This is a genomic window from Nonomuraea sp. 10N515B (assembly GCF_052245915.1).
In the GTDB taxonomy this organism is placed as follows: Bacteria; Actinomycetota; Actinomycetes; order Streptosporangiales; family Streptosporangiaceae; genus Nonomuraea.
In genome coordinates, this window is record NZ_JBQQBQ010000081.1 from 1 (window position 1) to 25941 (window position 25941).

Genomic DNA, 25941 nt, shown 5'->3' on the forward strand with positions numbered 1-25941 from the left:
TTCACTCATTCTGTGGTAATATTCCGCCGAGGGAGTACGAGGACGCCTTCTATAAGGCGCAGGGATCTACTACGTCATTCGCAAGTTCGCAGGAATCGTAGCCTCCAAGATCCCCGGGGCGGTCCACATTGCGCAAAAACTCACAAGTGCGACGAGAAGAGCCCGCCACCACCGATCGAGAGGTTTGGCTGGACGAAACTGCTCCTGGGCACGCCAAGCCTGGAAGAGAGGAAATACCCATGGTTCCAACAGTAAGGAAGATCAGGGTCATTCTCCTGGCCTGCATGCTGTCGGCCGCCCTATCGGTGTCCGGCTTGACCACTCATGCATCGGCCGACACCACGACACAGCTCAACGCGTCGCAGATCGTTGCCGACATGGGAGCGGGCTGGAATCTGGGGAACCAGCTGGAAGCCAACGTCGACGGATATCCCAGTGAAACGGCGTGGGGCAATCCGACCGTAACACAGGCTCTCATCGACAAGGTGAAGTCGGCAGGCTTCAATACGATCCGGATCCCGGTCTCGTATTTGAGGCATATCGGGGCCGGCCCGGACTACACGATCAACTCTTCCTGGCTGAACAGGATTCAGGAAGTCGTCAACTACGCGTACAACCGAGGCATGTATGTGGTGCTCGACATACATGGAGACGGCTACAAAACCATTCCATACGCCTGGCTGATTTGCGATTCCTCCAATCAAACAGCGATCAAGGCCAAGTATCAGAAGGTCTGGCAACAACTCGCGTCCAGGTTTCAAAATTACGACCAACGCCTGATCTTCGAATCCATGAACGAAGAATTCGACGGACAGTACGGCAATCCCACTCAACCGTGCTACTCAAACATCAACAGCTACAACCAAATCTTCGTGGACACCACAAGAAGAGCTGGCGGAAACAACAGTTCACGATGGCTGCTTGTTCCTGGCTGGAACACGAATATCGATTACACTACCGGGAACTACGGCTTCGTGATTCCGACGGACAACTACCGATCGCCTTCCATCCCCAGCAATGAGCAGAGAATCATGATCTCCGTTCACTATTATGCTCCGTGGGACTTCGCCGGAGAGGAAAACGGCACGATCACGCAGTGGGGACCGGCAGCGACCAACCCATCGAGAACATCCACCTGGGGACAGGAGGATTACATGGATTCGCAGCTGAAGAAGACGTACGACAGTTTCATCGTCAGAGGATACCCGGTAGTCGTCGGTGAATACGGCTCGATCGACAAGTCATCCTTTGATTCGTCGAACAACAGGTACCGCGCGGACTTCGCGCGCACCATGGCGGCCACCGCCAAGAAGTACGGAGCAGCCACTATTTACTGGGACAATGGCGTCAACGGTCAATACGGGTTTGGGCTGTTCAATCGAAACACCAACACGGTGACCCAACCAGGAATCATCGGCGCCATTATGAGCGCCATCGGCGGTCCTGGGTCGGCCACCCGCTACGAGGCGGAAGCTTCGCCGGCGGTGTGCACTGGCACCATCGACTCCAACTGGTCGGGCTACTCAGGTACCGGATTCTGCAACGGCAACAACGCGGTGGGGGCCTACGCTCAGTTCACAGTCAACGCGAGCACGGCGGGCACCGCGACGCTGCTGGTCCGGTTCGCCAACGGTGTCGCGACCGCGCGGCCGGCCTCGCTGCTCGTCAACGGCTCGGCGGTGCAGACCCCGTCGTTCGAGGGCACCGGCGCGTGGACTACATGGGTCACCAAGACCTTGACCGTCACGCTGAACGCGGGCGGCAACACCATCAGGTTCAACCCCACGACGGCCAGCGGCCTGCCCAACATCGACTACCTCGAAGTCACGACGCCCTAGAACCCGGCGGGCCTGGCGGACTTCGCTGGGCTCGCCCCATGTCGTTATCGGCTAGGGCAACCAGGTATTCGGCGTCACAGGCTTCGGCATGAGCACGATCAGTCGCGTGGCCTCGATGCCCAGATCATCCGGCGGGGAGAAGCGCATGCGGTGCAGCCGCATGCACTTTCTCCCGCGAGGATGCATGCACATCACGCTGCCGCGCGTGTCCATTGCTGGTTCGTGCCGGTGGTCCCGCAGGGCCACTGGATGGCCCTGCGGGACCGTCGGCCGTCGAGCTGGCGTGCACCGGCTACTCCAGGGAGAAGGTGGCGTCCGCGCGGTCGGTGGCGGTGCTTAACGGCTGCACGTAGAGCACGTAGTTGTAGTGGCGGAGGTAGCGGCCCGGGGCGCTCACCGACTCGAAGCTCACCGCGGCCGAGTCGGACTGGCCTGCCCGCCGGGTGAAGCTCGCGCCGTTCTTGAACCCCGTTGTGCCGTCGTTTTTGTCCAGCCAGATCTCATAGTTTCGGTTCCGCAGGTAGTAGCCGGGGTTGCTGGTCGACTCCAACGACACCGTGCCGCTCCCGGCCAGCCCGGTGACGATGCGGAACTGCGACTCGGCCAGGTTCGTCATGTCCGCGTCGATTCGCCCGCGGAACGAGACCTGACGGATGAACCGGTCTGGGAAGTTGTATGACCTGAACCGGTACGGCGTCGCCCCGTCCGGCACCGGGGTGCCGAAGTTCGGTGTGCCGTCGGCGTTCCAGTACAGCTTCTGGATTCGGGTCCGCCGGTTCGGGTCGTTCAGCGGATCGCCGCTGATATCCCTGTAGCCGCGGTCGTGGTAAACCAGTATGTCGCTCTGCCCGTCCTCGGAGACCGTGAACGAGTTGTGCCCCGGGCCGTATTGGCTCGTCGTGGCGTTGGTCCTGAACACCGGCTGCTGCTTCTTACTCCACGACGCCGGGTTCATCAGGTTGCTGGACGCCGACGCGGTCAGCATCCCCATGCAGTAGTTGCTGTCCGTGGCGCTGGCTGAGTAGGTCAGGAACACCTTGCCGTTGCGGATGAGCACCGACGGGCCTTCGTTGACCTTGTACCCGATGGTCTCCCACGACAGCGTCGGCACGCTCAGCCGTACCGGAGTGCCGGAGATCGTCCACGGGTTGCTCATCAGCGCCAGATACAGGTTGGTGTTGCCGCTGATCGCCGGGTCCTGCTGTGCCCAGGACAGGTAGCGGGTGTCGTTGTGCACGAACGTGGTCGCGTCCAGCGAGAACGTGTCCAGGTGGGTGACGATGCGCCCCTTCTCGACCCACGTACCGGTGAACGGGTCGGCGCTGCTGTTCTCCAGCACCCACATCCGGATCCGCCAGATGTCGTTACTGCGGCCCGCAGCGAAGTAGATATACCACCTGCCGTTGATGAAGTGGATCTCCGGCGCCCAGATGTGCGCACCCATGTCACCGCTGGCGTGCTTGCGCCAGATCACCGACTCGCTCGCGCTGGCCAGCCCCTGCAGCGTCGTCGCCCGGCGCAGGATGATCCGGTCGTACTCCGGCGCCGTCGCGGTGAAGTAGTAATAGCCGTCGGTGTGCCGGACGATGTGCGGGTCGGCCCGCTGCGCGATCAGCGGGTTGGTGTACGTCACCGCCGGTGACGCCAACGCTGTGGATCCGTCCATCAGGCTTGCCGCCGCGCCCAGCGCGGGGAGCGCGAGGAAAGTACGTCTACGCATCGATAACTCCTCCCTTAGACGGGCTGCAGCTGCCACTGCTGGCAGTTGTTGTTCAGCCAGCTCCACTGGCGTACGTCGGCTCCGTCGGCAGTGCCGCAGCCGGCCACGTCGGCGACCTTGCCGCTGCTGACGTTGACCAGCCGCACCCAGCCGTCCTGATCGGTGACGATCATGCGGAACTTCTGGCAGTTGTTGTTCAGCCACGACCACTGCTGAATGTTGGTGCCGTCGGCCGAGCCGCAGGCGTTGACGTCGAGCACCTTGCCGCTACGGACGTTGACCAGTCGGCTGGTGTCGTTGCCCAGATCCTCGATGCGCCACTGTTGGTTGGTGCCGCCGTTGCAGCTCCACTGGATGACGTCCGCACCGTCGGCGCTGGAGGCGCCGGACACGTCCAGGCATTTGCCGCTGTTGCGGTTGACGATCCGGTACGCCGACGGCGTGGCCGCGGTCTCGCCGGCCGGGCCGGCCAGCGTCACGCCGGCCGCCACCGGAGTGCCGAGGTTCGGCGTTCCGTTCGCGTTCCAGGTGAACTTCTGCGCCCGGGTGGTCCGCCCGTTGCCGCAGCCGCCGTTGGAGGCTGAGTTCGCGTGGTAGACGATCCAGTTCTCGGTGCCGTCCGGGGAGGTGAAGAAGCCGTTGTGGCCGGGCCCGTAGACCCTGTTGGCGTCGTTGCGCTGGAAGATCGGGTTGGCCGCCTTGGTCCAGGACGAGGCGGACAGCGGGTCGCCGCCGTTGTAGGTGAGCATGCCCAGCTTGTAGTCGGCGGTCTGGCACGAGCTCGCCGAGAAGACGACGAAGGTCTGGCCGTTGCGCTGCAGCGCCACCGGGGCCTCGTTGACCGGCGAACCGGACCGCTCCCACGAGTGGGTCGGCTGCGAGATGATGCTGAACGTGCTGCTGGCGAGCGTGTACGGGCCGCTCATCGGTGCGATCACCAGGCTTTGCGCACTGCCGTTGACGAACCCGCTGCCGAGCAGGTAGAGCGAGCCGTTGAGCCGCAGCACGCTGGCGTCGATGAGCCAGCCGCCCGGGGTGAGGTTCGAGCCGGCGAGCCTGTTCTTGTACGTGTATGGGCCCATGGGGTCCGTACCGGCGCTCTCCAGCACGTGGGTGCGCTGGGTGTCGCAGCAGGCGGCGCCGACCTGGGCGCCGGAGTAGTACAGATACCACCGGTTGTTGATGAAGTGGATCTCGGGGGCCCAGAAGTTCGTCCCGCGCGATGACGTGCTGTCCTCCCAGACCTGCACGCTCGGCGCGGTGGCGAGCCCGGCCAGCGTCGGCGACTTGCGCATCAGCAGCTTGTTGGTGAACGTGGTCGTGATCAGGTAGTAGTTGCCGTTGTAGTACTCGAGCCAGGGATCGGCCCCCTTCTGAGACTTGATCGGATTGGCGTACGGAACGCCCGGTGCGGCGGAGGCCGGCTGCGCGACGCCGACGGACAGCGCCATGCACAGCGCCGTCACCGCGGCAAGTAAGACCCGATAGCTAGCACGGGACATGTCGGAGTCCTTTCGACAGCGGTCGTTCGGTCCTTGCACGGGTACCTCCTTGTTAGCGTTAACAATCCGCTAGGTGCCGCTGACCAGCGAGGCTCCCTAGGCTGAGGACAACTCGCCATCGGCGCAGTTCGCGGTCTGGCGGCCCGGTGGTGCGGGGCCGCCAGACCGCTGGATCTCATGGGGGTCTGTACTGGCCGGCGTGCCGCATACGCGGCACGCCGGCCATCGGCTTCTTACGGGATGGTGCGAGCGCAGGCAGAGGTGGCGGCGTGCCTGCGCCACGGTGCGGTGGCTAGGCAGCACCGACGCTGACGTCGAGGTAGTCGACGTTGGGCAGGCCGTCGGCGGCGGTCGGGTCCAACCGGATGGTGTTGCTGCCGGCGTTCAGCGGAACGGTCACCGTCTTGGTGACCCACGTCGTCCAGGCGCCGGTGGATTCGAACGACACCGTGGCCACCGTGGACCCGTTGACGACCAGGTTGGCAGCCCTGGCGCCGCTGGTGCCGTTGGCGAAGCGGATCCCGAGCGTCGCCGTGCCGGCCGCCGAGGCATTCGCCGTGAACTGGGCGTAGGCGCCGGCCGCGTTGGTGCCGTTGCAGAAGCCGGTGCCGGAGAAGCCGGCCCAATTCGTGTCGATCGTGCCCTGACACACCGCCGGCGCGGTCTCCGCCTCGTAACGCCCCGGAGGCGGTGGCGTGTCGGGAGAGGTCTTGACGAGTGAGAGCTGGTCGACGATGACACCGCCCGAACCCGACGCCCGCACGGTGACGGTGGCGGCCCCGCTGGGCAGTGCGATGCCGGTGAGCTCGCGCTTGGCCCAGCCGCTCGACGACGGGATGCTGAGGGTGCGTTGGCTGCCGTTGGAGCCGGTTATCACGACCTGTCCGGCGCTGCCCCGAGCGTGCAGGGACAGGGTGTAGGCGCCTGCGGGTACCGATGCGATCCGCTGCTCGACGCCGCCGCTGTTGCTCACCTGGAGGGCGAAGCGAGACCCGTTCGCACCACCGTCGACGTTGGTCACCGAACCGCCGAGGTTCCGCCATCCGCGCACACTGGAGACGATGATGCGGTCGGCCTGGATGTCGGGGTTGAGGATGTAGTTGTTCGCCGGCCCGACGCGCCACTCTCCGGTCGTGATGTTGAACTGCCACTGGCTCATCGAGTGGAACTGTGGCCGCGCGCCGGTCTTGGTGATCGGCACCCACTGGTTGTATCCGATGCCGTTCCAGGCGAAGTCGGCCCAGCGGTCGCCGGCGTAGATCACCGTGTTCTGCTTGGTGCCCTTGACCGTCACGAAGAACCCGGTCTGGGTCACGTGGCTGTAGTCCATCTCGGTGCCGGCAAGGACGTACTCGCTGCTGTAGGAGCCCTGGACGTTGCTGCTGGTCGACTCATTGACGTAGTTGACAGAGGTGTTCCAGCCGTGCAGGTCCGACGCCGCGTGGTAGTACTTGCCGTCGAGCTTGAACATGGCGTTGCCCTCGCGACCGTCGCCGCGGCGGATCTCCACGCCTGGCTCGATCCGCAGCGAGTCGGACTCCCGGAACTTGGCCACGAAGCCGCGCGACCGCCCTTCGCGGTTGGAGAAGATCAGGTAGTCCTTGCCGTCGTCGTCGGTGAAGACGGTCTGGTCCCCCGTACCGGTCGTCGGCGAGTTGGTGATCTGGGTCTGGAAGTAGCCGTAGTCGAAGGTGTCGGTCGGCGAGTCGCCCTGCAACAGCAGGACACCGTGCCCGCCCCTGCCCGTGTGCCACATCTGCACGGCGAGCACGTATTTGCCGGTGTTCTCGTTGTACGAGACACCGAGCCGCCCGACCCAGCCCGCGCCGCCCATGTTGGCGCCGCTGCCGACGCCGGTGGAGCGCGTCGCGACGCGGTTCTCGAACTTCCAGTTCACCAGGTCCTTGGACGAGTACACGGGGATCGACACGAAGCTGACGTCGCCGTCGTACTTCCTCGTCGGATTGGCCCGGTAGTACTCGGCGCCGGTGTAGTGCACGCCGTACCAGTAGTAGGTGTCGCCGAACTTGAAGACGCCCCCACCCTGTGAATAGATGGGGTTGCCGCTGGTGTCGTTCCAGAAGACATTGTTGGTGATGGTTTGGAACGTCCCCTCGTCTGTGGCTGTCAGGTTGTCGGCGGCGGTCACCAATGCCGTCTTCGCGGCGGCGACTTCCGACGCGGTTGCCGAAGCGTCGGCGGCGACATCGGCCGCGGTGTTCAACGCCTTCGCGAAGGGCGCCCAGGAATCGCCGGTGTACTTGCCGGCGGAGCGCGTCTTGTAGTCCGCGACGAGCCTCTTCAGGCCGCGAACCATCACCAGACCATTCGCGGCCGCTCCCTGAGAGGAGAAGGACGCCCACGAGTCGGCGGTGTAATCCGCGGCGGAATAGCCGGAGACGTTGTCGTTGAGATCCGCCAGGGGTTCAGCCGCCGCGGCGATACCACCGGGTGCCGCCGCTGACATGAACAGCCATGCCGCGGTGACCAGCACAGTTTTACGTAAGGTACCAATCATGGTGCTGCCTTTCGTTTCTAGTGGCGTCGCGCTTTCCGCGCTCACCCGTTGATGTCGAGGTAGTCGACGTTGGGCAGTCCGGCTGTCGTGGTCGGATCCCATCGGATGGTGTTGCTGCCGGCGTTCAGCGGGACCGTCACGGTCTTGGTGACCCACGTCGTCCAGGCGCCGGTGGATTCGAACGACACCGTGGCCACCGTGGACCCGTTGACGACCAGGTTGGCCGGCCTCTCCGTACCGCCACTGGTGCCGTTGGCGAAGCGGATCCCGAGCGTCGCCGTGCCGGCCGCCGAGGCGTTCACCGTGAACTGGGCGTAGGCGCCGGTGGCGTTGGTGCCGTTGCAGAAACCGCTACCGGAGAATCCGGCCCAATTCGTGTCGATCGTGCCCTGACACACCGCGGGCGCGGTCTCCGCCTCGTAACGCTGCGCTGACGGCGTGTCGCCGGTCCGCTCGAAGGCGCCCAGATCCGGGGCCGGCCCGGTGTACGGCAGGCCGACGTTGGTGCCTTTGTCGATCAGGGTGCTGTTCGCGGCAAGGCGGAGGTGGGGCAGCGCGGGCAGGCTACCGTCGGCCTGGCGCGGCGCATCCCATCCGGAGGTCGACACGCTCTGGAACTGGGAGTCCGACAGGGTGACGCCCAGGTCCCAGGAGTTGTACGCGGAGCTGGTACCGGTCATGTTCGACGTCAGCGTGCCCGTGTAGGCGATGTTGTTGCGCAGGTTGCCCCGGCCGACGGCGGCGCCGCTCGAGTCGATTCCCAGCATGTTGAAATCGGGGTGGTTTCCGTAGCTGGTGTTGTTGAAGTAATCATTGGCCACCGGGTGGTGGTTGGAATAGAAGCCCGCCGCCTTGTTGAGGAAGGCCACCGAGAAGCGGACAGTGTGCTTCACCGCGCCGGCGTCGTACTCGGCGCCGAAGCCTCCCACCTTGAAGCCGACGCCGTTGCCGGAAGGCGTCGTCGTCCCCGGCAGGTAGCCGTTGCGCCAGGACCACGAGCTCTCGATCGTCACGGGTGAGTAGGTGGAGATGAGGTCGTAACCGTCGTCGGCGTTCCACCACGCACGGCACCCTCGGAAGACGTTCGCGGTACGGCCGGCAGGCGTGTAGTGCGCACCGAAACCGTCGGCGTTTTCCCCGGGCCCGTCTGAGCTGTTCGGGTCGTAGTTGTCATGCGAATCGGAGTTGAGAACCAGGTTGCCGCCACCACCGCTGATGAACAGGCCGGTTCCCATGTGGTGATGCGTGTTGATCATCTCGAAGATGTTGTTGCTGCCCGAGACCCAGATCCCCCAAGACTCGGCGTTCAGGTTGTTGTTCTGCAGCACGCCCCTGGCTTCCAGGCCCTTCAGGTGGATGTAGCTGCCGGTGACGCTGAATCCCTTGATCCGGCAGTTGTCCGTCATGCGGGAGAAGTCGAAGACTGGCTTCTCCCCGGGGTAGGCCCAGTAGCGGATCAGGTTGCCGGAACTACCGCTCTTGTTCAGGGTGATGGCGTCGACTCGGGCGGTCTGACTCGAGCAGGTGCTGTTCGCCCTGGTGTAGGCGTAGGTCCCGCCTCGGAGGTAGACCGTGTCTCCGGGCTGGGCGGCCGCTTGCGCGCGGGCGATCGAGGCCCATGGGGCGGCCTGCGTTCCGGCCGCGCTGTCGCTGCCGTTCGGGGCGACGTAGTAGACGGCGCCGGCCGCCGCGTGGCCGGCTGCCACTGATGCGCCGATGAACGCGGTGGGCACCACCACGGCCGTCGCGACCAAGGCGGCACGCGCCACCGTCATGCAGTGTTTCATCACGGAACTCCGTCAGAGGTCGAGGAAGCCGTCCAAGGCGAGGGAAAGGTAAAACGTTTGCGGAAGCAGGCCGGCTACATCCCGGCGAGGCCGGTGATGGAGGAGCCGAAAGCGTGCCGGAAGCTGAGCGGGGCCCGCGCCGGGTGGTCGAAAGACGTGCTGGGCGCGTCGGCCACGTCCTGCTGGATGAAGCGCTGGCGGGGGTTGAGGTGGTCGGGCGCGCCCACCGGCGGTGGTCGCCGCCTTCACCTTGATGGCCCTGGTCAGCATGGCCGCGGTCCAGGGGCGAAGCGTCCGCAGCGGCTGGCGCGGTCCTTCTCCGCGGACCGGCGGATTCGGGCTGAGGATCCATCGCTCTGTCTCTCCTGGGTGAGGGTGCGGGTCTTGCGAGGAAAGCCGTTCACCCGTGGGGAATCCGCCGAATGCGGGCAAGTAAGCGCTAACGTCTTGTGTTAAAACGGTTTAAACGTAAGAAGAGGAGTCGGCACCGTCAAGGCCGGTGCCGGGCGATAGCGCGGAACTACGCGATGGCCCTGGTGAGCCGACGCCCGTTCGGTGAAAGTTTCACGAGCGGCATGCTCTGGCAGCGTTGCCAGGGGCCGGCGACAACATCAGCTGACGACCCTGGACTGACAACTGACGGCACCCTGTTCTGTGAACGTTCACAGAACAGACATCGCGCATGTAGTAGCCCGGAAGCTACGCGATCTCTTCTGGGAGCGCTCCATTCCACCCGCCGGCAGAGCTCTTCCGTTTATCGGCCTGCGGTTGCAGGTGGTCGGTTCCACCCACAACGGCCCCCAGTACCTCCGGGAGGCGTTCGCCCTCGGCGCCGCGGGAAAGGTCATCCCTATGGTTGAGACGTTCCCGGAGGAGCAGGTGGCCACGGCGGTCGACAGAGTCGCCAAGGGCGACGTCCGCTTCCGCGCCGTGGTCACCTATTAGCGCACGCTCGACCAGGCGACGTCGCGCTGGATGGGAACGCCGCGAGACACGACTGGGCGCCTCCGCCACCCGGGAGTTGTTCGGTCACGCCGTGAACGGGCCGTGGGGGGTGTTGTCGTCAGGACACCTGGAGCAGCAGGATCCGGTCGTCGCCGTCCGCGGGTGAGCCCGGGCCGTCGGTGTTGCTGGTGATCAGCCAAAGCCGGTCGTCGGCCGCGGCCACCACGCTGCGCAGCCTTCCGTACGAGCCTCGCAGGAACGCCTCCGGCTCGCCCGCCTGGCCGGATGCGTCCAGCGGGATGCGCCACAGGCTCTGGCCGCGCAGGCCGGCCATCCAGATGGCGCCCTTGGCGTGGGCGATGCCGCTGGGCGAGGCGTCGGCGGGGCTCCACTGCCGGACGGGCCCGGTGAGTCCCGGTCTGTCGCTGCGGCCCTCGGCCTCCGGCCAGCCGTAGTTCTGCCCCGGCCGGATCAGGTTCAGCTCGTCCCAGGTCGCCTGGCCGAACTCCGACGCCCACAGCCGTCCGTCATCGTCCCAGGTCAGGCCCTGTACGTTGCGGTGGCCCAGGGAGTACACGACCGAGCCGGGCTCGGGGTTCCGCGTGCGGGCTTGCCGTCAGGGGTCATGCGCAGGATCTTGCCACCGAGCGAGTTTCTGTCCTGGGCGAGTGGGGTGTCACCCGACTCGCCCGTGCTCGCGTACAGCATCCCGTCCGGGCCGAACTCGACATGGCCGCCGTTGTGGATGCCTCCCTGAGGGATGCCGCGCAGGACGATGTCCGGTCGTCCCAGTTGCTTGCCCTCCGGACGCGTGGCGTCGTAGCGCACCCGGACGATGCGGTTGTCGGAGGCCGCGGTGAAGTACGCGTAGACCAGGCCATCGGCGGCGAAGCCGGGCGAGAGGGCGAGCCCGAGGAGGCCGCCCTCGCCCTGCGCGGAGACGCCCGGCACCTCGCCCAGTTCCGTCTTCCCCCCGCTGTCGACGTCGACGCGGGTGATCGTGGCCTCGTCGCGCGAGGACACCAGCAGATCCCCGTCAGGGAGCGTCACCAGCCCCCATGGTGAGTTCAGGCCCTCCGTGACGGTCCGCAGCACCTTCACCTGTCCCGAGCCGGAGCCGGAGCCGGCCGCGTCGATGGCCGCTCCGGAAGAGGACGCGCCGCTCGGTGAGCAGCCCATGGCGAGCAGCAGTACGGCGACGGCGGGCACGAGAGCTTTCGACAAGTGCTGGCGCATGCGTTCTCGACTCTCTTAGCGTCTCTGTGCGACGTGCAGGTCTTCGGTGCCACTCGGCGTTCACGCGGCCCGGTGAATGGGACCGGAACCCCGGGACAGCGGTGTGCCGGAGGCGTGGTTGGCGCGGGCGATGATCTCGGCGGTGATGGAGACCGCTGTCTCCTCGGGGGTACGGGCTCCGAGATCCAGTCCGATCGGTGAGTGCAGGCGGGCGAGGTCCGGCTCCGGCACCCCGGCGTCCCGCAGCGGTTTCAGGCGGTGTTCGTGGGTGCGCCGGGAGCCCATGGCGCCGACGTAGCCCACGGGGAGGCTCAGCGCCTGGCGCAGCAGGGGGATGTCGAACTTGGCGTCGTGGGTGAGAACGCAGACCGCCGTGCGGGAGTCCACGTGGGTGCCCGCGAGGTACCGGTGCGGCCAGTCGGTCACGACCTCGTGCGCGTGCGGGAAGCGTGCGGTGGTGGCGAAGACCGGGCGGGCGTCGCACACGGTGACGTGGTAGCCGAGGAAGCGTCCGGCCTCGCTCAGCGCGCCCGCGAAGTCGACGGCGCCGAAGATCAGCATCCGGGGAAGCCGCGCGTTGGTGTGGATCAGCAGGGACAGCCGCTCGGGGCAGGTATCGGCGTCGCCTCCGACCTCGACCCGGGACCGTCCACCACGTGGGCGATGGCCACAGGGCGGTCGCACAGCACCTCGTCGAGCGCCGCGACCAGGTGCGGCGCTGCCGCCGGCTCCATCCGCTGCACCAGCACCTCGATCTCGCCGCCGCAGGTCAGGCCCACGGCGAAGGCGTCGTCGTCGGAGTAGCCGAAGCGGGCCCGTGCAGGAGCGCCGCCGACGGCCAGCGCCTGCCGGCACAGCTCGTAGACGGCGCCCTCCACACAGCCGCCGGAGACGCTGCCGACCGCGTTGCCGTCGGTGTCCACGGCGAGGCCGGTGCCGGGTGGCAGGGGCGCGCTGCCGCTGACGCTCACGACAGTGGCCAGGGCGAAGAGGCGGTTCTCACGACACCAGCGGTACAGCGTGTCGGTGATGTTCAGCATGTGCGGGGTCCTTCTGCAGGGAGTCGGCCCGGCGGCTCAGAGCAGGGCCTCGGCGGTGATGGGCAGGTCGCGGACGCGGCGTCCGGTGGCGTGGAAGACCGCGTTGGCGATGGCGGGCGCCACGCCGATCTGCACGAGCTCGCCCAGGCTCTTGACTCCGATGGGGTCGGCTTCGTCGTCCCGGCCGTCGAGGTAGATCGCCTTGAGATCGGGGATGTCGGCGTTGACGGGGACGAGGTAGTCGGCCAGGTTGGCGTTGACGATCCGGCCGTCGCGGTGGTCGGTGACCGTGTGCTCCAGCAGGGCCATGCCGATGCCGCCCACCATCCCGCCGATCGCCTGGCTGTCGGCGAGCTTGGGGCTGATGATCCGGCCCGCATCGTAGACGCCGAGCATCCGCCTCACCCGTACCAGCCCCAGGCGGGCGTCGACGGCGACCTCGGCGAACATCGCGGCGTAGCCGTACATCGAAAACCGGGACTCCGCGCCCGGGTTGTAGGAGCCGCGCGCTATGAGGTGGGTGCCGTTGTTGCGGGCAAGGAGCTGCTGGTAGGTCTCCCCGCGCGCGGGGTCGCCCTTCACCTGCAGCCGGCCGCCGCTGACCACGACGTCATCGGCGTTGACGCCGTGCAGCGGTGAGCCCTCATCCTCGACGGCGAGCTTGATGGCCTGCGTGCGCAACTTGTCGCTTGTGTCCTGGACGGCGGATCCCACGCTGGCCATGGTCTGCGAGGCGCCCTGTGGCGGGGCCGGCGGCATGGTGGAGTCGCCCAGCCGGAACTCGACGTGGCGCACCTCCAGGCCGAGGGCATCGGCCGCGACCTGGGTCATGGAGGTGTACGTGCCCGGGCCCGCGTCGTGGGTCGCGGATTCGACCACCGCGGTGCCGTCGGCATCGATCCTGGCGTAGGCCTGGGCCTGTCCCCGCCAGACGTCGTAGCAGCCGGTGGCCACGCCGGTGCCGATGAGCCAGTCGCCGTCGCGGGTGGAGCGCGGCTTGGGGTTGCGCCGGTGCCAGCCGAATTCGCGAGCGCCCTCGCGGAAGCACTCGCGCAGCCGCCGGGTGGAGAAGGGCCGTCCGTTCGACGGGTCTTCGTCGGGTTCGTTACGCAGCCGCAGTTCGATCGGGTCTATGCCCAGTTCGTAGGCGAGGTCGTCCATCGCGGACTCGATGCAGAAGGCGGCGCTGCTGTAGCCGGGGCCGCGCATCCACAGCGGGGTGCTCACGTCGAGCGACACCGTCCGGACCAACTGGCTGACGTTGGGCACGGCGTAGAGCATCTGCCCGAGCACCAGGTTGGCCTCCCAGAATCTTTCATAGCGGGAGGTCTCGTGCTTCAGCTCGTGGACCATCGCGGTCACCCGCCCGCGCCGGTCGCTGCCCAGGCGCAGCTTGTACTCGTACGCGGGCCGGTATCCCACCGAGAAGTACATCTGCCTGCGGGTCAGCGCGAGTTTCACCGGGCGTCCCACCTCGCGCGCGGCCAGAGCGGCGACGATGACGTGCGGCCAGGTCCGCAGGGCGCTGCCGAACGCGCCGCCGACGAACGGCGAGATGACGCGCACCGACTCCGCCGGGATGCCGAACACGGCCGCGAGCTCGTGCTGCACGCCGATCACCCATTGGGTCTTGTCCCATACGCGGAGCCTGTCGCCGTCCCAGCGGGCGATGGTGGCGTGCGGCTCCATGGGATTGTGGTGGTTGCGGGAGAGCCGGTAGCTCATCTCCAACCGGACGCCCGCCGAACCCAGTGCTTGCTCCGCGTTGCCCCGAGCGTAGGTCTGGGGCTCGTCGGCCGGGCTGTCGGTCAGGTCGGTCGAGGGCTTCTCGACGTCGTAGGTGATCTCGACAAGGTCGGCGGCATGCTGCGCGGCCTCCAGCGTGGTGGCCACCACGACGGCGACCGGCTGGCCGAAGAACTGGACGCGGTCGTCCTGGAAGACGCGCAGCCGCCGACCCCCTCGGGGGGCGAGCGAGACCGGGTTGTCACGGTACGCCAGCCTGGGCGCGTTGAGGTGCGTGATCACTTTCAGTACGCCGGGCTGGGCGAGGGCGGCGCGGGCGTCGATGCCGGTGATGCGCCCGCGCGCGACGCTGCTGTCGACGACGACGGCGTGCACGACTCCGCCGATGTCGTGCTCGGCGGCGTACTTCGCCTGCCCGGTCACTTTCAGGCGCCCCTCCACCCGGGACAACGGCGCTCCGACTGCCGCCTGTGGCTGCGGGCTCACTTGGTACCTCCTACGATGCGCAGTTGGCGTTCGACGGTGCGTTTGAGCAACTCGACCTTGAAGCGGTTGTGCTGCAGTGGGCGGGTCCCCTGCGCCGCCTGATCGGCCGCCTCGGCCCACAGGACGTCCGACGGTCGCCGGCCGATGAGCTGCCGCTCGACCGCGGGGAGTCTCCACGGCACGGTGCCCACGCCCCCGACGGCGATCTTCGCCTGGCGGATCACGCCGCCGTGTATGTGCAGTGCGACGGCCGCGGAGGTGAGTGCGAACTCGTAGGACTGCCGGTCGCGGACCTTCAGGTAGCCCGATTTGAGCGGGCGCGGATGCGGCGGAATCTCCACGGCCGTGATCAATTCGCCTGGGCGGAGAGCCTGTTCGCGGTTCGGCGTGTCGCCGGGCTGAAGCAGGAAGTCGGCGAAAGGCACGCTGCGCTCCCCGTCCGGCCCCAGCAGGTGCACGCTCGCCTCCAGCGCCGCGAAGGCCACCGCGACGTCGGAGGGGTGGGTGGCCACGCAGCGGTCGGAGGTGCCGAGGATCGCGTGGGTGCGGTTGTAGCCCTGCAGGGCGGCGCAGCCCGAGCCCGGCTCGCGCTTGTTACAGGCGGCGGTCACGTCACGGAAGTACGTGCAGCGGGTGCGCTGCATGATGTTGCCGCCGATCGTGGCCATGTTGCGCAGCTGGGCGGACGCGCTCAGTTCCAGGGCCTGGGAGATGACCGGGTAGGCGATGCGCACCTTGGGGTGGGCGGCGGCCTCGGCCATCCGCACCAGGGCGCCGATGCGCAGCCCGCCGCGCGCGGTGACGGTGACCTCCCGCAGTGGCAGGGCGCCGATGTCGACCAGCCTCTCGGGGCGTTCGACGGTCTCGCGCATCAGGTCGACGAGCGTCGTGCCGCCGGCGATGTAACGCCCGCCGCGCCGACCGGCGTCCAGCGCCTCACGGGTGCCGGCGACCTTGGTGAAAGAGAAGGGATACATCGGCACTCACTTCCGGCTCGCGGCGTGCTCAACCGCGCGCACGATCTTCACATAGCAGCCGCAGCGGCAGATGTTGCCGCTCATCCACTCACGGATCTCCTCGGCCGATCCGCTGTGTCCCTCCTGGATGCAGCCGACGCCGGACATGATCTGCCCGGGGGTGCAGTAGCCGCACTGGAAGGCGTCCTGGTCGATGAACGCCTGCTGCAGCGGGTGCAGTTGGTCGCCGTCGGCCAGACCCTCGATGGTGGTGACTTCGGCGCCCTCCAGCCGTACCGCCAGTGTCAGACAGGAGTTGACCCGCCGTCCGTCGACCAGCACCGTGCACGCCCCACAGGCACCGGCGTTACAACCCTTCTTCGAGCCGGTCAGGCCCAGATGTTCGCGCAGCAGGTCCAGCAGCGAGGTCCGGTTGTCAACCGTGACGGTGTGCCGGTCGCCGTTGACGGACAGCGACACGGGACTGGTGGGCGGCGCCTCAGCGGATGCCGCCTCGGCGGGTACCGCCGTGCCGGCCCTGGACGCCCCGGCGACCAGGCCACCGGTCGCGACGGTAGCGCCGGCTGCGGTGGTCGCCGTGATGAACGTGCGCCGGGTGGGCCTGACCGGTGGTGCGGTGGGTACGGCGGCCGTGTCAGACGGTTCGGCCGGTATGGGTTCCATGAATCGCTCTCTCGGATCGGTGTACGTCACGAGCGGGATCAGGGCCGGTTCCGCTCCGTGGAAGCCGGCTGGGTCGGCTCGGCCAGGCCCGTGCTCTCGGCCCCGTCCGGCGGACAGCCGTGTGCCGCTGGGCGTTTTCTGTCGCGGGAGGCCGGTGAGCGTCGAGACTGGTGGGGCCTGGTCCGTCCAGGCTCCTGCGGCGGGGCGAGGTGCGGTCAGGCAGCGAGGCGGCTGCCCATGGCCGCTTCCGAGGTGTGGTTCCACTCCTGCCAGGTCGCGATGCGCTGCGCGTATTCGTCACGCATCAGCTCGAGCAGGCCGGCGCCGAGGAAGATCCGCAGCGGCGGTTCCTCGGCATCGACGACCTGGAGGATGGCCGGGGCGGTCGCCTGCGGGTCGCCGGGGGTCGTCCCGCTCCAGAACGCGGCCACGGCCTCGCGCACACCGTCGTAGGCGGGCAGGTGCTCGGAGTGCACCGCAGAGCTCGCTCCCCAGTCCGTGGCGTAGCCGGCCGGCTCGACGATCGTGACCTTGATGCCGAAGCCGCGGACCTCGGCGGCGAGAGCCTGGCTCATCCCCTCCAGCGCCCACTTCGACGCGTTGTAGATGCCGAGGACAGGGAATGCGCGCAGCCCACCGATGGAGGAGACCTGGATGATGTGGCCCGAGCCCTGCTCCCGCAGATACGGCAGGACGGCCTGCGTCACCCACAGAGCGCCGAAGACGTTGGTGTCGAACTGGTCGCGAGCTTGCTGCTCGGTGACCTCCTCGGTCATGGTGAACAGACCGTATCCCGCGTTGTTGACGACGACGTCCAGCCGCCCGAAGTGGTCGTGGGCCCTCTTCACGGCCAGGTCCACGGCGGACTTGTCGGTGACGTCCAGGGCGATCGGCAGGACGTTGTCGCCGTAGCGGTCGACGAGGTCGGTCAGGGTGGCGACGTTGCGGGCGGTGGCAGCCACCTTGTCGCCTCGGCCCAGCGCGGCCTCGGCCCAGATGCGGCCGAATCCTCGCGACGTTCCGGTGATGAACCAGGTACGAGACATCAAACTCCTGAGAAGAAAATGTGGCCGGGCGGGCCGCGACAGCACGTCGGCCGGAGGCACTGATCGGAAGAAGCCGGACGGGCGAATGATTCAGTCGTGGCTGAGCGTCCGTGCTGATCGGCGCTGGTTCCCGTTCCGGCCGGAACATCGCCAAGCCTGCCGTTCGTGCCCGGGAACAGCCATCCCTTGCTTTGGCTACCTTCCGTTTCCTACTGCTGGCAGTGGCAGGCACGGCGGTTCGAAATGGGGCAAACTGGACAACATGCCCAGCTTCAGTGCCTCTGGCAATGGGCCGGCCGCCGGCCTCGATCGGCGTGCGGAGCTCAGCGAATTCCTGCGCAACCGCCGGGCCCGGCTCAGGCCCTCCGACGTCGGCCTGGCCGACTACGGACGGCGACGGAGGGTGCCCGGGCTGCGCCGGGAGGAGCTGGCGCAGGTGGCCGGCGTGTCGGTCTCGTACTACACGCAGCTCGAACAGGGCAACAGCGCGAACGTGTCGGTGGAGGTGCTGGACTCCATCGCCCGCGCCCTGCAGCTGACCGAAACCGAGCATGCCTACCTGACACACCTGGCCAAGCCCACACGGCAGCGGGCGAGCAGGCCGTCACCCCGGACCCAGCGCTTGCGCCCCGCCATCCAGCAGCTTCTCGACACGATGACGGACGTGCCCGCGTACGTGAACGGATTCCGCATGGACATCCTGGGCTGGAACCGGTCGGCCGCCGCGCTGTTCGGCAACTGGGCCGGGCTGCCGCCCGAGGAGCGCAACTGGGGTCGGCTGATCTACCTCTCGCCCGCCATGCGCGATCTGTTCATCGACTGGGAGCGCAAGGCGGGCGCCATCGCCGGGATCCTGCGCATGCACGCCGGCAGCCACCCCGAAGATCCGCAGCTCGCCTCGCTGGTGGGCGAACTGTCGGTGCGGAGCGAGGAGTTCCGCCAGTTCTGGGCCGCACACGAGGTGCGCCGCAAGCGCCATGGGGCGCTGCGGTTCAACCATCCGCTGGTGGGTGAACTGACCCTGTCGTACGAGACGTTCCCCCTACCCGACGACCCCGACCAGGCGTTGATCACGTACCACGCGGAACCGGGCTCCGAGTCCGCAACGGCCCTGCGGCTGCTTGCCAGCTGGGGAACAGACGCCACGACAACGGTCGGCTGAACCGGATCACGAAACAGACCTCTGCGGAGCACGGTCGACGGAGCCGCGGAGCCAACCACGCCATCCTCACCCACGTCCTCTGCGGCGTGCCAGCCTGCTGCTCGTTGCCACCGCCACCGGCGAATCTGACTCATCAACATCTCGTACGTTATCTTGAGCTCAGATTTTGATCATGGTGGTGACCTGGACCGTTGCGTTTTGGACGGTGTCCGTGACGCAGCGGTCCGGAGGTCATCGTTCGGGATCAGCAGGGCCCGATCGTTGCCGAACCGCGCTGTCGGGGTGACGTGCGGAGTTGGCCGAGAGCCTCGGAGAGCTGTCGCCGGAGCCGCTGGTTTTCGGCGGCGAGGTCGCGGTTGCGCTGGAGAGCTGCCTGGAGCCGCTGCTGGAGCGAGGCGTCGGAGGCGCGGTGGGCTGCGGGGATGGGCGGCGAGGAGGGCGCCCGCCGGGTGGGTCGAGCGCAGTTGCTCGATCTGGTCCTTGATGTCGGGTTGGGAGTAGAGCCAGGAGCGGGAGACGCCGGCTGCGTGCGCGACCCGATCGAAGGTGATCGGGGTGTTGACCAGGACCTCCTGGTTCATCGTGGCCAGGCGGGTCTGGCCACGAGCCTGAGCGGCGCTGATGATCTGCAGGACTTGCTGCCAGTGGTGGCGGTGCTGGGGCAGGAACTCGGCGGTGGTGACGAACATTGGACAGGTCAGGCAGGCGTTGGCGTGGGGGCAGGTCTTCTGGACGGGCAGGGCGCAGTAGCCGTTGGGCAGGGCTTGAGTGATGCTCGGAACGGATCTACCACCTCGGCGACCCCGCCACCAGCATCCGAGCGGCACTGCGTTCACCGATTCGGTGGTGACGGTACGTCTCTCCGGTTCGACAGGTTCAGGCGGGCTCCCCCAGTGCCGCCGCGGCGGCGGTGAGGTCGGCGCGGATGCCGGCTTCACGGCGGGCGAGGTCGGATTGGCGGCCAAGGACGGCGACGGCGGCGAGGATGCGGCCGCTCGCGTCGCGTACGGGAGCGGCGTACTCGGTGATGTCGTGCTCGAACTCGGCGTGGGCGGCGACCACGCCGGTCCTGCGGTCACGGTCGTTCGCTGCGGCCAGTTCTTCGGCGGAGTGGGCGGCGTTCGGACCTCCCACTCCGATCAGTTCGTAGCCGTCGAGGAGGTCCGTGATCTCCTCGAGCGTGTGGTCGAGGAGCAGGGCGCGGCCGGTGCCCGTGCACCAGCAGGGTGTGATCAGGGCGGCGCCGGTGAGCCGCTGGCCGGCGGCGCCACTGGAGGACTCGGCGCGCAGGAGGCGGACGAGGACACCGTCACGTACGGAGAGCCGGGCGCTCGCGCCGTGACGGACGGCGAGCCGGCGCAGGATCGGTCGGCTGCGTCGCAGCAGCCCCGGGGCGAGGGCGGCGGCCACGGTGAAGAACCCGTGGGCCACCCGCAGGGTGGAGTCGTCACGCCGCTCGAGGAAACCCTTGTCGCACAGCTCCTGTGTCATCCGCGAGCCCTTGCTGCGCTCCAGCCCGAGCTCGTCGGCGAGCCGGCTGACGTTGAAGCCGGTGCGTCCGGAGGTCTCGCGTTCCAGCACCGTGTTGATCAGTCGCAGAGCCATCTGGAAGGACGAGACCGCACCGGCCTTCGACGCCGTGCGCTGCTCGTCGGAGCCTGCTGCCGTCACGCGCCTGACTATATCGATCCGCCCATGACACCGCCGGATCGGCGGCTTCACCGGTCGTTTCGGCATGGTCGCGGTGACGGCCGTCCGGGTGACGCTGTGCTCACGGCGTCACCGGCGGACACACGAGGAGCAGAAGATGACACGTTACGACCTCGCACTCATCGGATTCGGCGGCGTGAACAGAGCGCTTGCCGAGCTGATCGTGGAGCGCGGCCACGACTTGACGGCCGAGCTCGGTTTCGGCCTCCGCGTCGTGGCCATCACGGACCTGCGGGCCGGGACGCTCGTGCGGCTGGACGGCATCGATCTGGCGCCGCTGCTCGCCGCCGCTGAGCTCAACTTCTCCGGCATGGCCGGCGGGAGCCCGGAGCCGCGCAACGAGTGGGTGATCCGGGACGTTCCAGCCGACATCATCGCAGAGGCGACCTTCACGAACCCGGCCGACGGCGAGCCGGCGGTGTCCCACGTGCGGTGGGCGCTGGAGTCGGGCAAGCATGTGTGCACCACCAACAAGGGGCCGGCGGCACTGCACGGCCGGGCCCTGCGGGAGCTCGCCACCCGTAACGGGGTCCGCTTCGAGTTCGAGGGGGCGGTGATGAGCGGCACGCCGGTGCTGCGGACCGCGCGGCGCATGTTCGGTGGGCTCACTGTGTCGCGGGTCGAGGGCGTCATGAACGGTACGTCCAACTACATCCTCGGCCGCCTGGAAAAAGGCATGGACCTCGCCGCGGCCGTCGCGGAGGCGCAGGCTCTGGGCTATGCCGAGGCGGACCCGACGGCCGACGTGGAGGGATACGACGTCCAGCTCAAGCTGATGATCCTCGCGAATGAGGTGTTCGGCGCGAGCCTGACCCGGGCTGACATCCGGTGCGTGGGGATCTCCGGGATCACCGGCCAGGACGTCCGGGACGCGGCGGGCAAGGGCCTGCGCTGGAAGCTGGTCGGCTCGGCCGCCCGCCGGCCTGACGGCACGGTGGAGGCGTGGGTGGCTCCGGTCGCGCTGCCCGATGGGCACCCGCTGGCCGGGGTCTCCGGTCTGATGAACGCCGTCGCGTTCCACACCGATCTGCTGGGCACCGTCGCCGTCTCCGGGCCGGGCGCCGGCCGCACGGAGACGGCGTACGCGCTGCTGTCGGACATCATCAGCATCCACGAGCGGTGCGGTGCCAAGGCCGCCGCGATGGAAGGGGCCTCCCGTGTCTGAGACGAGTCTGAAGCCACCGATCCGGGTCGGCGACGGCATGGAGCCGGTCGATGACCCCCACACCGGCGAGCAGATCGGCTCGGTGTGCGTCGTCTCGGCGGAGAGCGTGCCCGCCGTCATGGAGCGCGCACGGGCGGGGCGGCGGACGGCGCGGACGATGTCGCGGGCGGCGCGGGCAGCCGTGCTCGACCGAGCGGCCCGGTTGGTGGAGGAGCGAAGCGAGTCGTTCGCCCGGCTCATCGTCGGCGAAGCGGGCAAGACCATCGTCCAGGCCCGGAAGGAGACCGCCCGCGCGGTCAACACGCTCCGCCTGTCGGCCGCCGAGGCCAGGCGCAACGCCGGTGAAGTCGTCCCGTTCGACGCGTACGAGGGGTCGGAGAACCGCCAGGGGTGGTTCACGCGCGAGCCGCTCGGCATCATCGCGGCGATCACTCCCTACAACGATCCGCTGAACCTGGTCGCGCACAAGCTGGGCCCGGCGGTCGCGGGCGGCAATGCGATCGTGCTCAAGCCGTCCGCCCTCACGCCGCTGTCGGCGATGCGGCTGGTCGACACCCTCACCGAGGCGGGGCTGCCGGAGAACGTGGTGACGGTGGTCAACGGCGGGGCGGAGCTCGGCGCGGCGATCGTCTCGGCAGCCGACGTGCGGATGGTCTCGTTCACCGGCGGCTTCAGGACCGGGGAGGCCATCGCCCGCGCCGCGGGTCTGAAGAAGCTTGCGATGGACCTGGGCGGCAACGCACCGGTCATCGTGCTGCAGGACGCCGACCTGGACGCCGCGGTGGAGAGCTGCGTCTCGGGTGCGTTCTGGGCGGCGGGGCAGAACTGCATAGGCACCCAGCGCATCCTGGTCGCGGCCCCGGTGTACGAGGTGTTCAGGGACGCCTTCGTCGCCCGTACGCGGCGACTGCGCACGGGAGACCCGTCGGACGACACGACCGATGTCGGCCCGATGATCACACCGCGGGCCGCCGCCGCGGCCAAGGCACGAGTTGACGCCGCGCTCGCCGAGGGCGCCACCCTTCTGTGCGGCAATGAGCTCGACGGCGCCCTCTACACCCCGACGGTGCTGGAGAAGGTGCCTCGGACGTCGTCCGTCTGGGGGGAGGAGGCCTTCGCGCCGGTGGTCGTCCTCCAGCCGTTCGACTCGTTCGAGGAGGCGCTGCGGCGCGCCAACGAGATCGACTTCAGCCTGCACGCCGGCGTCTTCACCGCGCGCCTGGACCGGGCGCTGGAGGCGGCGCGGCTCCTGGAAGCGGGGGGCGTGATGATCAATGACTCGTCCGACTACCGCTTCGACGCCATGCCGTTCGGCGGGTTCAAGTACGGCAGCATGGGCCGCGAAGGCGTGCGGTTCGCCTACGAGGAGATGACCCAGCCCAAGGTCGTCTGTGTCTCACGGCTCATGCGCTCCGCCGGTTGACCACCCGGGACAATATCAGCGCCGTCACCGTGTCCCGTACGCCGGGCATCTGGGCGATGTCCTGCCAGATGCCCTGTACGCGTTCCAGCGATCGTGCTTCGAGGCTGACCAGCAGGTCGAACTCGCCGCTCAGCACGTCGCAGGCGACGACCTCCGGTATGCGCCGGATGGCGGCCAGGACGTCACCGCCACGCATCCGGTCCTGGCGGTAGACCAGCATGTGCGCGGCCACGAATTCCCGGTCCCGTGTGCTGGACGGGCGGACGATCGTGTAGCCGCCGATCACCCCTTGCCGTTCCAGACGTTCGACCCGCTGGCGAACGGCGTTTCTGGACAGCCGGACGCGGTGGCCGAGCTGGGCGTGCGAGATGCGGGCGTTGCGGGTCAGCTCTGCGATGATCTTTTCGTCGACGGCGTCCACGTACCCTGTCCTCCTGATCGCGGAAGCCCCGGCGGCCAGGTGGCCGCCGGGGTCGGGGGTTACCGTTCCGGCGGTCTCACTCGGCCTGGTGAAGGGCGAACACCCGGGCGGGGAAGCCTGAGCCGCCCTGCGGCTTGGGCCACGTGGCGACGATGAGCGCGCCGGCCTCCGGAACCTGGTCGAGGCCGGCCATCAGCTCGATCTGCCACCGGTCACGTTCCAGCACGTACCGCTCCAGGCTGAAGTCGCCCGCGGAGGTGGCACGGCCGGGGTCGGTGTCGGTCTGTTCGTGGCCGATGGCCGTGACCCCGGCCTCTTCGAAGAGGTAGCTCAGCACCTCGGCCGACCAGCCGGGGCAGTGGCTGACGCCGTTCTCGTCACGGTTGGCCATCGCCGCCGCGTCGGGCCAGCGACGGCTCCAGCCGGTGCGCAGCGCCACGAACGACCCGGCCGGTACGCGACCGTGCCGGGCCTCCCAGGCGGACACGTCGTCGAGCGTGGGCACGGCGTCCGGGTCGGCCTCCACACGGTGGGTGATGTCGAGGACGACCAACGGCAGGATCATCTCGTTGACGGGGATCTCATCCAGCGCCCGGGCGCCGTTCACGAAGTGCACGGGCGGATCGACATGGGTGCCCCACTGACCGACGATCGTGTACAGGTGCACGTTGAAGCCATCGCCGCGCGACATGTCGAAGGGCATCGTGCGCCGCTCGTCCGGAAAAGCCGGGAAGTGTGGCTGGCCCGGGTGGAAGGCGTGTGTGAGGTCGGTGTAGATCACCTTCTCGGTCAGCTCACGGTACGCGGCCCACAGCCGGGGCTCGGCGGCACTGCTCATGACATCGTTCTCCATGGCCTGGTCGGTTCCTTTGCTCTCAGTCGCCCGGCCGGCCCGCCGCGATCCGCGGGCCGGCCAGGAGGTCGGTCAGTTCGGCCGGGGACACCGCCGTCCAGCACGCTGTCGAAGGCACGGCGTCACGCACCGGCCTCCGAGGTCTTGCGGCGGCCGTGCCGCAGCCGGAAGTAGAGGTAGCAGAACGCAACGAAGGGGATGCCGAAGTACAAGGCGGCGACCTGTGACGGATCGAGCGCGATGCCGGCCAGCGAGACCAGGCAGAGGACGAACGCCAGGATCGGTACGACCGGGTAGAACGGTGTGCGGTAGGGCAGGGTCCGCACGTCTCCCCCGTCCCGGACGAACCTGCGCCGGTGGAAGAACTGCGAGGCCGCGATCGACATCCACACGCAGACGACCGCGAAGCCTGCGATCGACACCAGGACGAGGTAGACCGTCTCGGCCGCGATCACACTGCTGAGCAGGGAGGCGGCTGCTCCCAGCATGCTCACCACCAGCGCGGCCATGGGAATGCCGCGGGAGTTGAGCCTGCGCAGCGCCTGCGGCGCGTGGCCCTCTTCGGCGAGGGAGAACAGCATGCGGGCGCACGAGTACAGTCCACTGTTGCCGGCCGACAGCAGCGCCGTGATGATCACGAAGTTCATCACGTCCGCCGCGTACGGGATGCCGACGGCCGAGAAGACGGTGACGAACGGGCTCTCGTCGAGTCCGACCTTCGTGTACGGGATCATCGCGGCGATCACCGTGATCGCACCCACGAAGAAGATCAGCAGCCGCAGCACCGTCACCCGGAGCGCTTTGGGGACCGCGCTGGCCGGGTCGCTCGTCTCACCGGCGGCCACGCCGATCAGCTCCGAGCCGGAGAAGGCGTAGAAGGCCGCCAGGACCGTGACCAGGACTCCGGACAGGCCGTGCGGGAAGAGGCCTTGCTCCGTGTCGAAGTTCGACAGCAGATGCGGGAAGGCCTGATGGTCGTCGGCCATCGGGTGGAAGCCGACCAGCGCGGCGCCGCCGAGGATGATGAGCGCGACCACGGCCATCACCTTGATCAGCGCGAACCAGTATTCGGTCTCACCGAATATCCGGGCGGAGAAGGCGTTGACGCCGAAGACGACGACGGCGAACACCACGCACCAGACCCAGACGCTGACCGACGGGAACCAGCGCTGCATCAGCAGACCGGACGCGGTGAACTCCGAGCCGAGCGCCACCGCCCACGTGAGCCAGTACAGCCACGCGGTCGTGAAACCGGTCGCCGGGCTGATCGACCGGGAGGCGTAGACGTGGAACGCGCCCGAGACGGGGTACGCGACGGCGAGTTCGCCCAGGCAGGCCATGACCAGGTAGACCACCACCGCGCCAACGAGGTAGGAGAGCACGGCGCCGAGGGGGCCGGCCTGAGCGATGGTGTAACCGGAGCTGAGGAACAGGCCGGAGCCGATGACACCGCCCATCGCGATCATGACGAGGTGACGGGCGCCCATGGACCGGCGCAGGGCGCCGCTTGAGGGCCGGGACTGTTGCTCCGCAGCGGTGGTCGGCGGCTCGGACGGGGACGGCTGGTCTTCCGGAGTGACTGATAGAGACACGACAGGGTCCTCTGAGCACAGGGGGTGGGAACGACACGGCATGACGAACGAGGGTGATGCCGCATTCGAGTGGCCGCATTCGGGTGGTGGCGGCGTGCTGGGTGGTACGTG

Annotated in this window: 21 protein-coding genes; 4 read left to right on the forward strand and 17 right to left on the reverse strand. The window is 68.0% G+C overall.

Annotation, left to right across the window (positions count from 1 at the left end; translation table 11 throughout):
- The first annotated feature begins 284 nt into the window (after positions 1–284).
- Entirely contained in the window at positions 285–1838 is a 1554-nt protein-coding gene (locus ACTWQA_RS52315; RefSeq protein ID WP_443166292.1) for a cellulase family glycosylhydrolase, read from the forward strand.
- Between the two features lie 292 nt (positions 1839–2130).
- Here ACTWQA_RS52315 and ACTWQA_RS52320 read toward each other — a convergent pair whose 3' ends face one another.
- From ACTWQA_RS52320 to ACTWQA_RS52380, 13 genes are all read right to left on the reverse strand, one after another.
- A complete protein-coding gene (locus ACTWQA_RS52320) occupies positions 2131–3558 on the reverse strand; it encodes a family 43 glycosylhydrolase (RefSeq protein WP_443166293.1) in 1428 nt (475 codons plus the stop codon).
- 14 nt (positions 3559–3572) lie between these two features.
- Positions 3573–5060, reverse strand: a complete 1488-nt coding sequence (locus ACTWQA_RS52325) for a family 43 glycosylhydrolase (RefSeq protein ID WP_443166294.1) — start codon at positions 5058–5060, stop codon at positions 3573–3575.
- Positions 5061–5352: 292 nt separating this feature from the next.
- Positions 5353–7578: a family 43 glycosylhydrolase gene (locus ACTWQA_RS52330; RefSeq protein WP_443166295.1), complete on the reverse strand. Its 2226-nt coding sequence runs from the start codon at positions 7576–7578 to the stop codon at positions 5353–5355.
- A 41-nt stretch (positions 7579–7619) separates the two neighbouring features.
- Entirely contained in the window at positions 7620–9365 is a 1746-nt protein-coding gene (locus ACTWQA_RS52335) for a right-handed parallel beta-helix repeat-containing protein (RefSeq protein WP_443166296.1), read from the reverse strand.
- Between the two features lie 74 nt (positions 9366–9439).
- The gene (locus tag ACTWQA_RS52340; protein ID WP_443166297.1) at positions 9440–9592 is read right to left on the reverse strand and encodes a hypothetical protein; all 153 of its coding nucleotides are present in this window, start codon (positions 9590–9592) and stop codon (positions 9440–9442) included.
- Positions 9593–10428: 836 nt separating this feature from the next.
- Positions 10429–10887 carry a PQQ-dependent sugar dehydrogenase gene (locus tag ACTWQA_RS52345; RefSeq protein ID WP_443166298.1) on the reverse strand — a complete coding sequence of 153 codons (459 nt, stop codon included), beginning with the start codon at positions 10885–10887 and terminating at the stop codon, positions 10429–10431.
- Complete coding sequence (locus ACTWQA_RS52350) at positions 10851–11546, reverse strand: PQQ-dependent sugar dehydrogenase (RefSeq protein WP_443166299.1); 696 nt, start codon at positions 11544–11546, stop codon at positions 10851–10853. Before ACTWQA_RS52350 ends, ACTWQA_RS52345 begins: the two co-directional genes overlap by 37 nt.
- A gap of 60 nt (positions 11547–11606) precedes the next feature.
- Entirely contained in the window at positions 11607–12107 is a 501-nt protein-coding gene (locus ACTWQA_RS52355; RefSeq protein WP_443166300.1) for an XdhC family protein, read from the reverse strand.
- Positions 12108–12133: 26 nt separating this feature from the next.
- Positions 12134–12586, reverse strand: a complete 453-nt coding sequence (locus tag ACTWQA_RS52360) for an XdhC family protein (RefSeq protein WP_443166301.1) — start codon at positions 12584–12586, stop codon at positions 12134–12136.
- Between the two features lie 36 nt (positions 12587–12622).
- A complete protein-coding gene (locus ACTWQA_RS52365; protein ID WP_443166302.1) occupies positions 12623–14818 on the reverse strand; it encodes a xanthine dehydrogenase family protein molybdopterin-binding subunit in 2196 nt (731 codons plus the stop codon).
- Positions 14815–15795, reverse strand: a complete 981-nt coding sequence (locus tag ACTWQA_RS52370; protein WP_443166303.1) for an FAD binding domain-containing protein — start codon at positions 15793–15795, stop codon at positions 14815–14817. The genes ACTWQA_RS52365 and ACTWQA_RS52370 overlap by 4 nt, the downstream gene beginning before the upstream one ends.
- A 6-nt stretch (positions 15796–15801) precedes the next feature.
- The gene (locus ACTWQA_RS52375) at positions 15802–16254 is read right to left on the reverse strand and encodes a (2Fe-2S)-binding protein (protein ID WP_443166323.1); all 453 of its coding nucleotides are present in this window, start codon (positions 16252–16254) and stop codon (positions 15802–15804) included.
- A 419-nt stretch (positions 16255–16673) separates the two neighbouring features.
- Positions 16674–17504, reverse strand: a complete 831-nt coding sequence (locus ACTWQA_RS52380) for an SDR family oxidoreductase (RefSeq protein ID WP_443166304.1) — start codon at positions 17502–17504, stop codon at positions 16674–16676.
- A gap of 262 nt (positions 17505–17766) precedes the next feature.
- On the opposite strand from ACTWQA_RS52380, the gene ACTWQA_RS52385 reads away from it, so the two are divergent.
- Positions 17767–18666 (forward strand): MmyB family transcriptional regulator, encoded by a 900-nt coding sequence (locus ACTWQA_RS52385; protein ID WP_443166305.1) that lies wholly within the window; start codon positions 17767–17769, stop codon positions 18664–18666.
- Positions 18667–19542: 876 nt separating this feature from the next.
- Here ACTWQA_RS52385 and ACTWQA_RS52390 read toward each other — a convergent pair.
- Positions 19543–20337, reverse strand: coding sequence for an IclR family transcriptional regulator domain-containing protein (locus ACTWQA_RS52390; protein WP_443166306.1), 795 nt, complete (start codon positions 20335–20337; stop codon positions 19543–19545).
- A gap of 136 nt (positions 20338–20473) precedes the next feature.
- On the opposite strand from ACTWQA_RS52390, the gene ACTWQA_RS52395 reads away from it, so the two are divergent.
- Entirely contained in the window at positions 20474–21541 is a 1068-nt protein-coding gene (locus ACTWQA_RS52395; RefSeq protein ID WP_443166307.1) for a homoserine dehydrogenase, read from the forward strand.
- Positions 21534–22964 carry an aldehyde dehydrogenase family protein gene (locus ACTWQA_RS52400; protein WP_443166308.1) on the forward strand — a complete coding sequence of 477 codons (1431 nt, stop codon included), beginning with the start codon at positions 21534–21536 and terminating at the stop codon, positions 22962–22964. Before ACTWQA_RS52395 ends, ACTWQA_RS52400 begins: the two co-directional genes overlap by 8 nt.
- Here the strand turns inward: ACTWQA_RS52400 and ACTWQA_RS52405 are convergent.
- The 3 genes from ACTWQA_RS52405 to ACTWQA_RS52415 all read right to left on the reverse strand — a co-directional run bounded on the left by ACTWQA_RS52405 (position 22945) and on the right by ACTWQA_RS52415 (position 25830).
- Positions 22945–23385 carry an Lrp/AsnC family transcriptional regulator gene (locus ACTWQA_RS52405; protein ID WP_443166309.1) on the reverse strand — a complete coding sequence of 147 codons (441 nt, stop codon included), beginning with the start codon at positions 23383–23385 and terminating at the stop codon, positions 22945–22947. The two genes, ACTWQA_RS52400 and ACTWQA_RS52405, sit on opposite strands and share 20 nt — an antisense overlap.
- A 76-nt stretch (positions 23386–23461) precedes the next feature.
- The gene (locus ACTWQA_RS52410; RefSeq protein ID WP_443166310.1) at positions 23462–24238 is read right to left on the reverse strand and encodes a cyclase family protein; all 777 of its coding nucleotides are present in this window, start codon (positions 24236–24238) and stop codon (positions 23462–23464) included.
- A 122-nt stretch (positions 24239–24360) separates the two neighbouring features.
- Positions 24361–25830, reverse strand: coding sequence for an amino acid permease (locus ACTWQA_RS52415; protein ID WP_443166311.1), 1470 nt, complete (start codon positions 25828–25830; stop codon positions 24361–24363).
- Positions 25831–25941: the final 111 nt, after the last annotated feature.

Excerpts from the sequence above, each read along its gene's own strand:
- ACTWQA_RS52395 (WP_443166307.1), top strand. The coding sequence starts at position 20,474 with ATGACACGTTACGACCTCGCACTCATCGGATTCGGCGGCGTGAACAGA.
- ACTWQA_RS52350 (WP_443166299.1), bottom strand. The coding sequence starts at position 11,546 with ATGCGCCAGCACTTGTCGAAAGCTCTCGTGCCCGCCGTCGCCGTACTG.
- ACTWQA_RS52385 (WP_443166305.1), top strand. The coding sequence starts at position 17,767 with ATGCCCAGCTTCAGTGCCTCTGGCAATGGGCCGGCCGCCGGCCTCGAT.
- ACTWQA_RS52380 (WP_443166304.1), bottom strand. The coding sequence starts at position 17,504 with ATGTCTCGTACCTGGTTCATCACCGGAACGTCGCGAGGATTCGGCCGC.
- ACTWQA_RS52370 (WP_443166303.1), bottom strand. The coding sequence starts at position 15,795 with ATGTATCCCTTCTCTTTCACCAAGGTCGCCGGCACCCGTGAGGCGCTG.
- ACTWQA_RS52355 (WP_443166300.1), bottom strand. The coding sequence starts at position 12,107 with ATGCTGATCTTCGGCGCCGTCGACTTCGCGGGCGCGCTGAGCGAGGCC.
- ACTWQA_RS52320 (WP_443166293.1), bottom strand. The coding sequence starts at position 3,558 with ATGCGTAGACGTACTTTCCTCGCGCTCCCCGCGCTGGGCGCGGCGGCA.
- ACTWQA_RS52315 (WP_443166292.1), top strand. The coding sequence starts at position 285 with ATGCTGTCGGCCGCCCTATCGGTGTCCGGCTTGACCACTCATGCATCG.
- ACTWQA_RS52325 (WP_443166294.1), bottom strand. The coding sequence starts at position 5,060 with ATGTCCCGTGCTAGCTATCGGGTCTTACTTGCCGCGGTGACGGCGCTG.
- ACTWQA_RS52360 (WP_443166301.1), bottom strand. The coding sequence starts at position 12,586 with ATGCTGAACATCACCGACACGCTGTACCGCTGGTGTCGTGAGAACCGC.
- ACTWQA_RS52330 (WP_443166295.1), bottom strand. The coding sequence starts at position 7,578 with ATGATTGGTACCTTACGTAAAACTGTGCTGGTCACCGCGGCATGGCTG.
- ACTWQA_RS52410 (WP_443166310.1), bottom strand. The coding sequence starts at position 24,238 with ATGGAGAACGATGTCATGAGCAGTGCCGCCGAGCCCCGGCTGTGGGCC.
- ACTWQA_RS52335 (WP_443166296.1), bottom strand. The coding sequence starts at position 9,365 with ATGAAACACTGCATGACGGTGGCGCGTGCCGCCTTGGTCGCGACGGCC.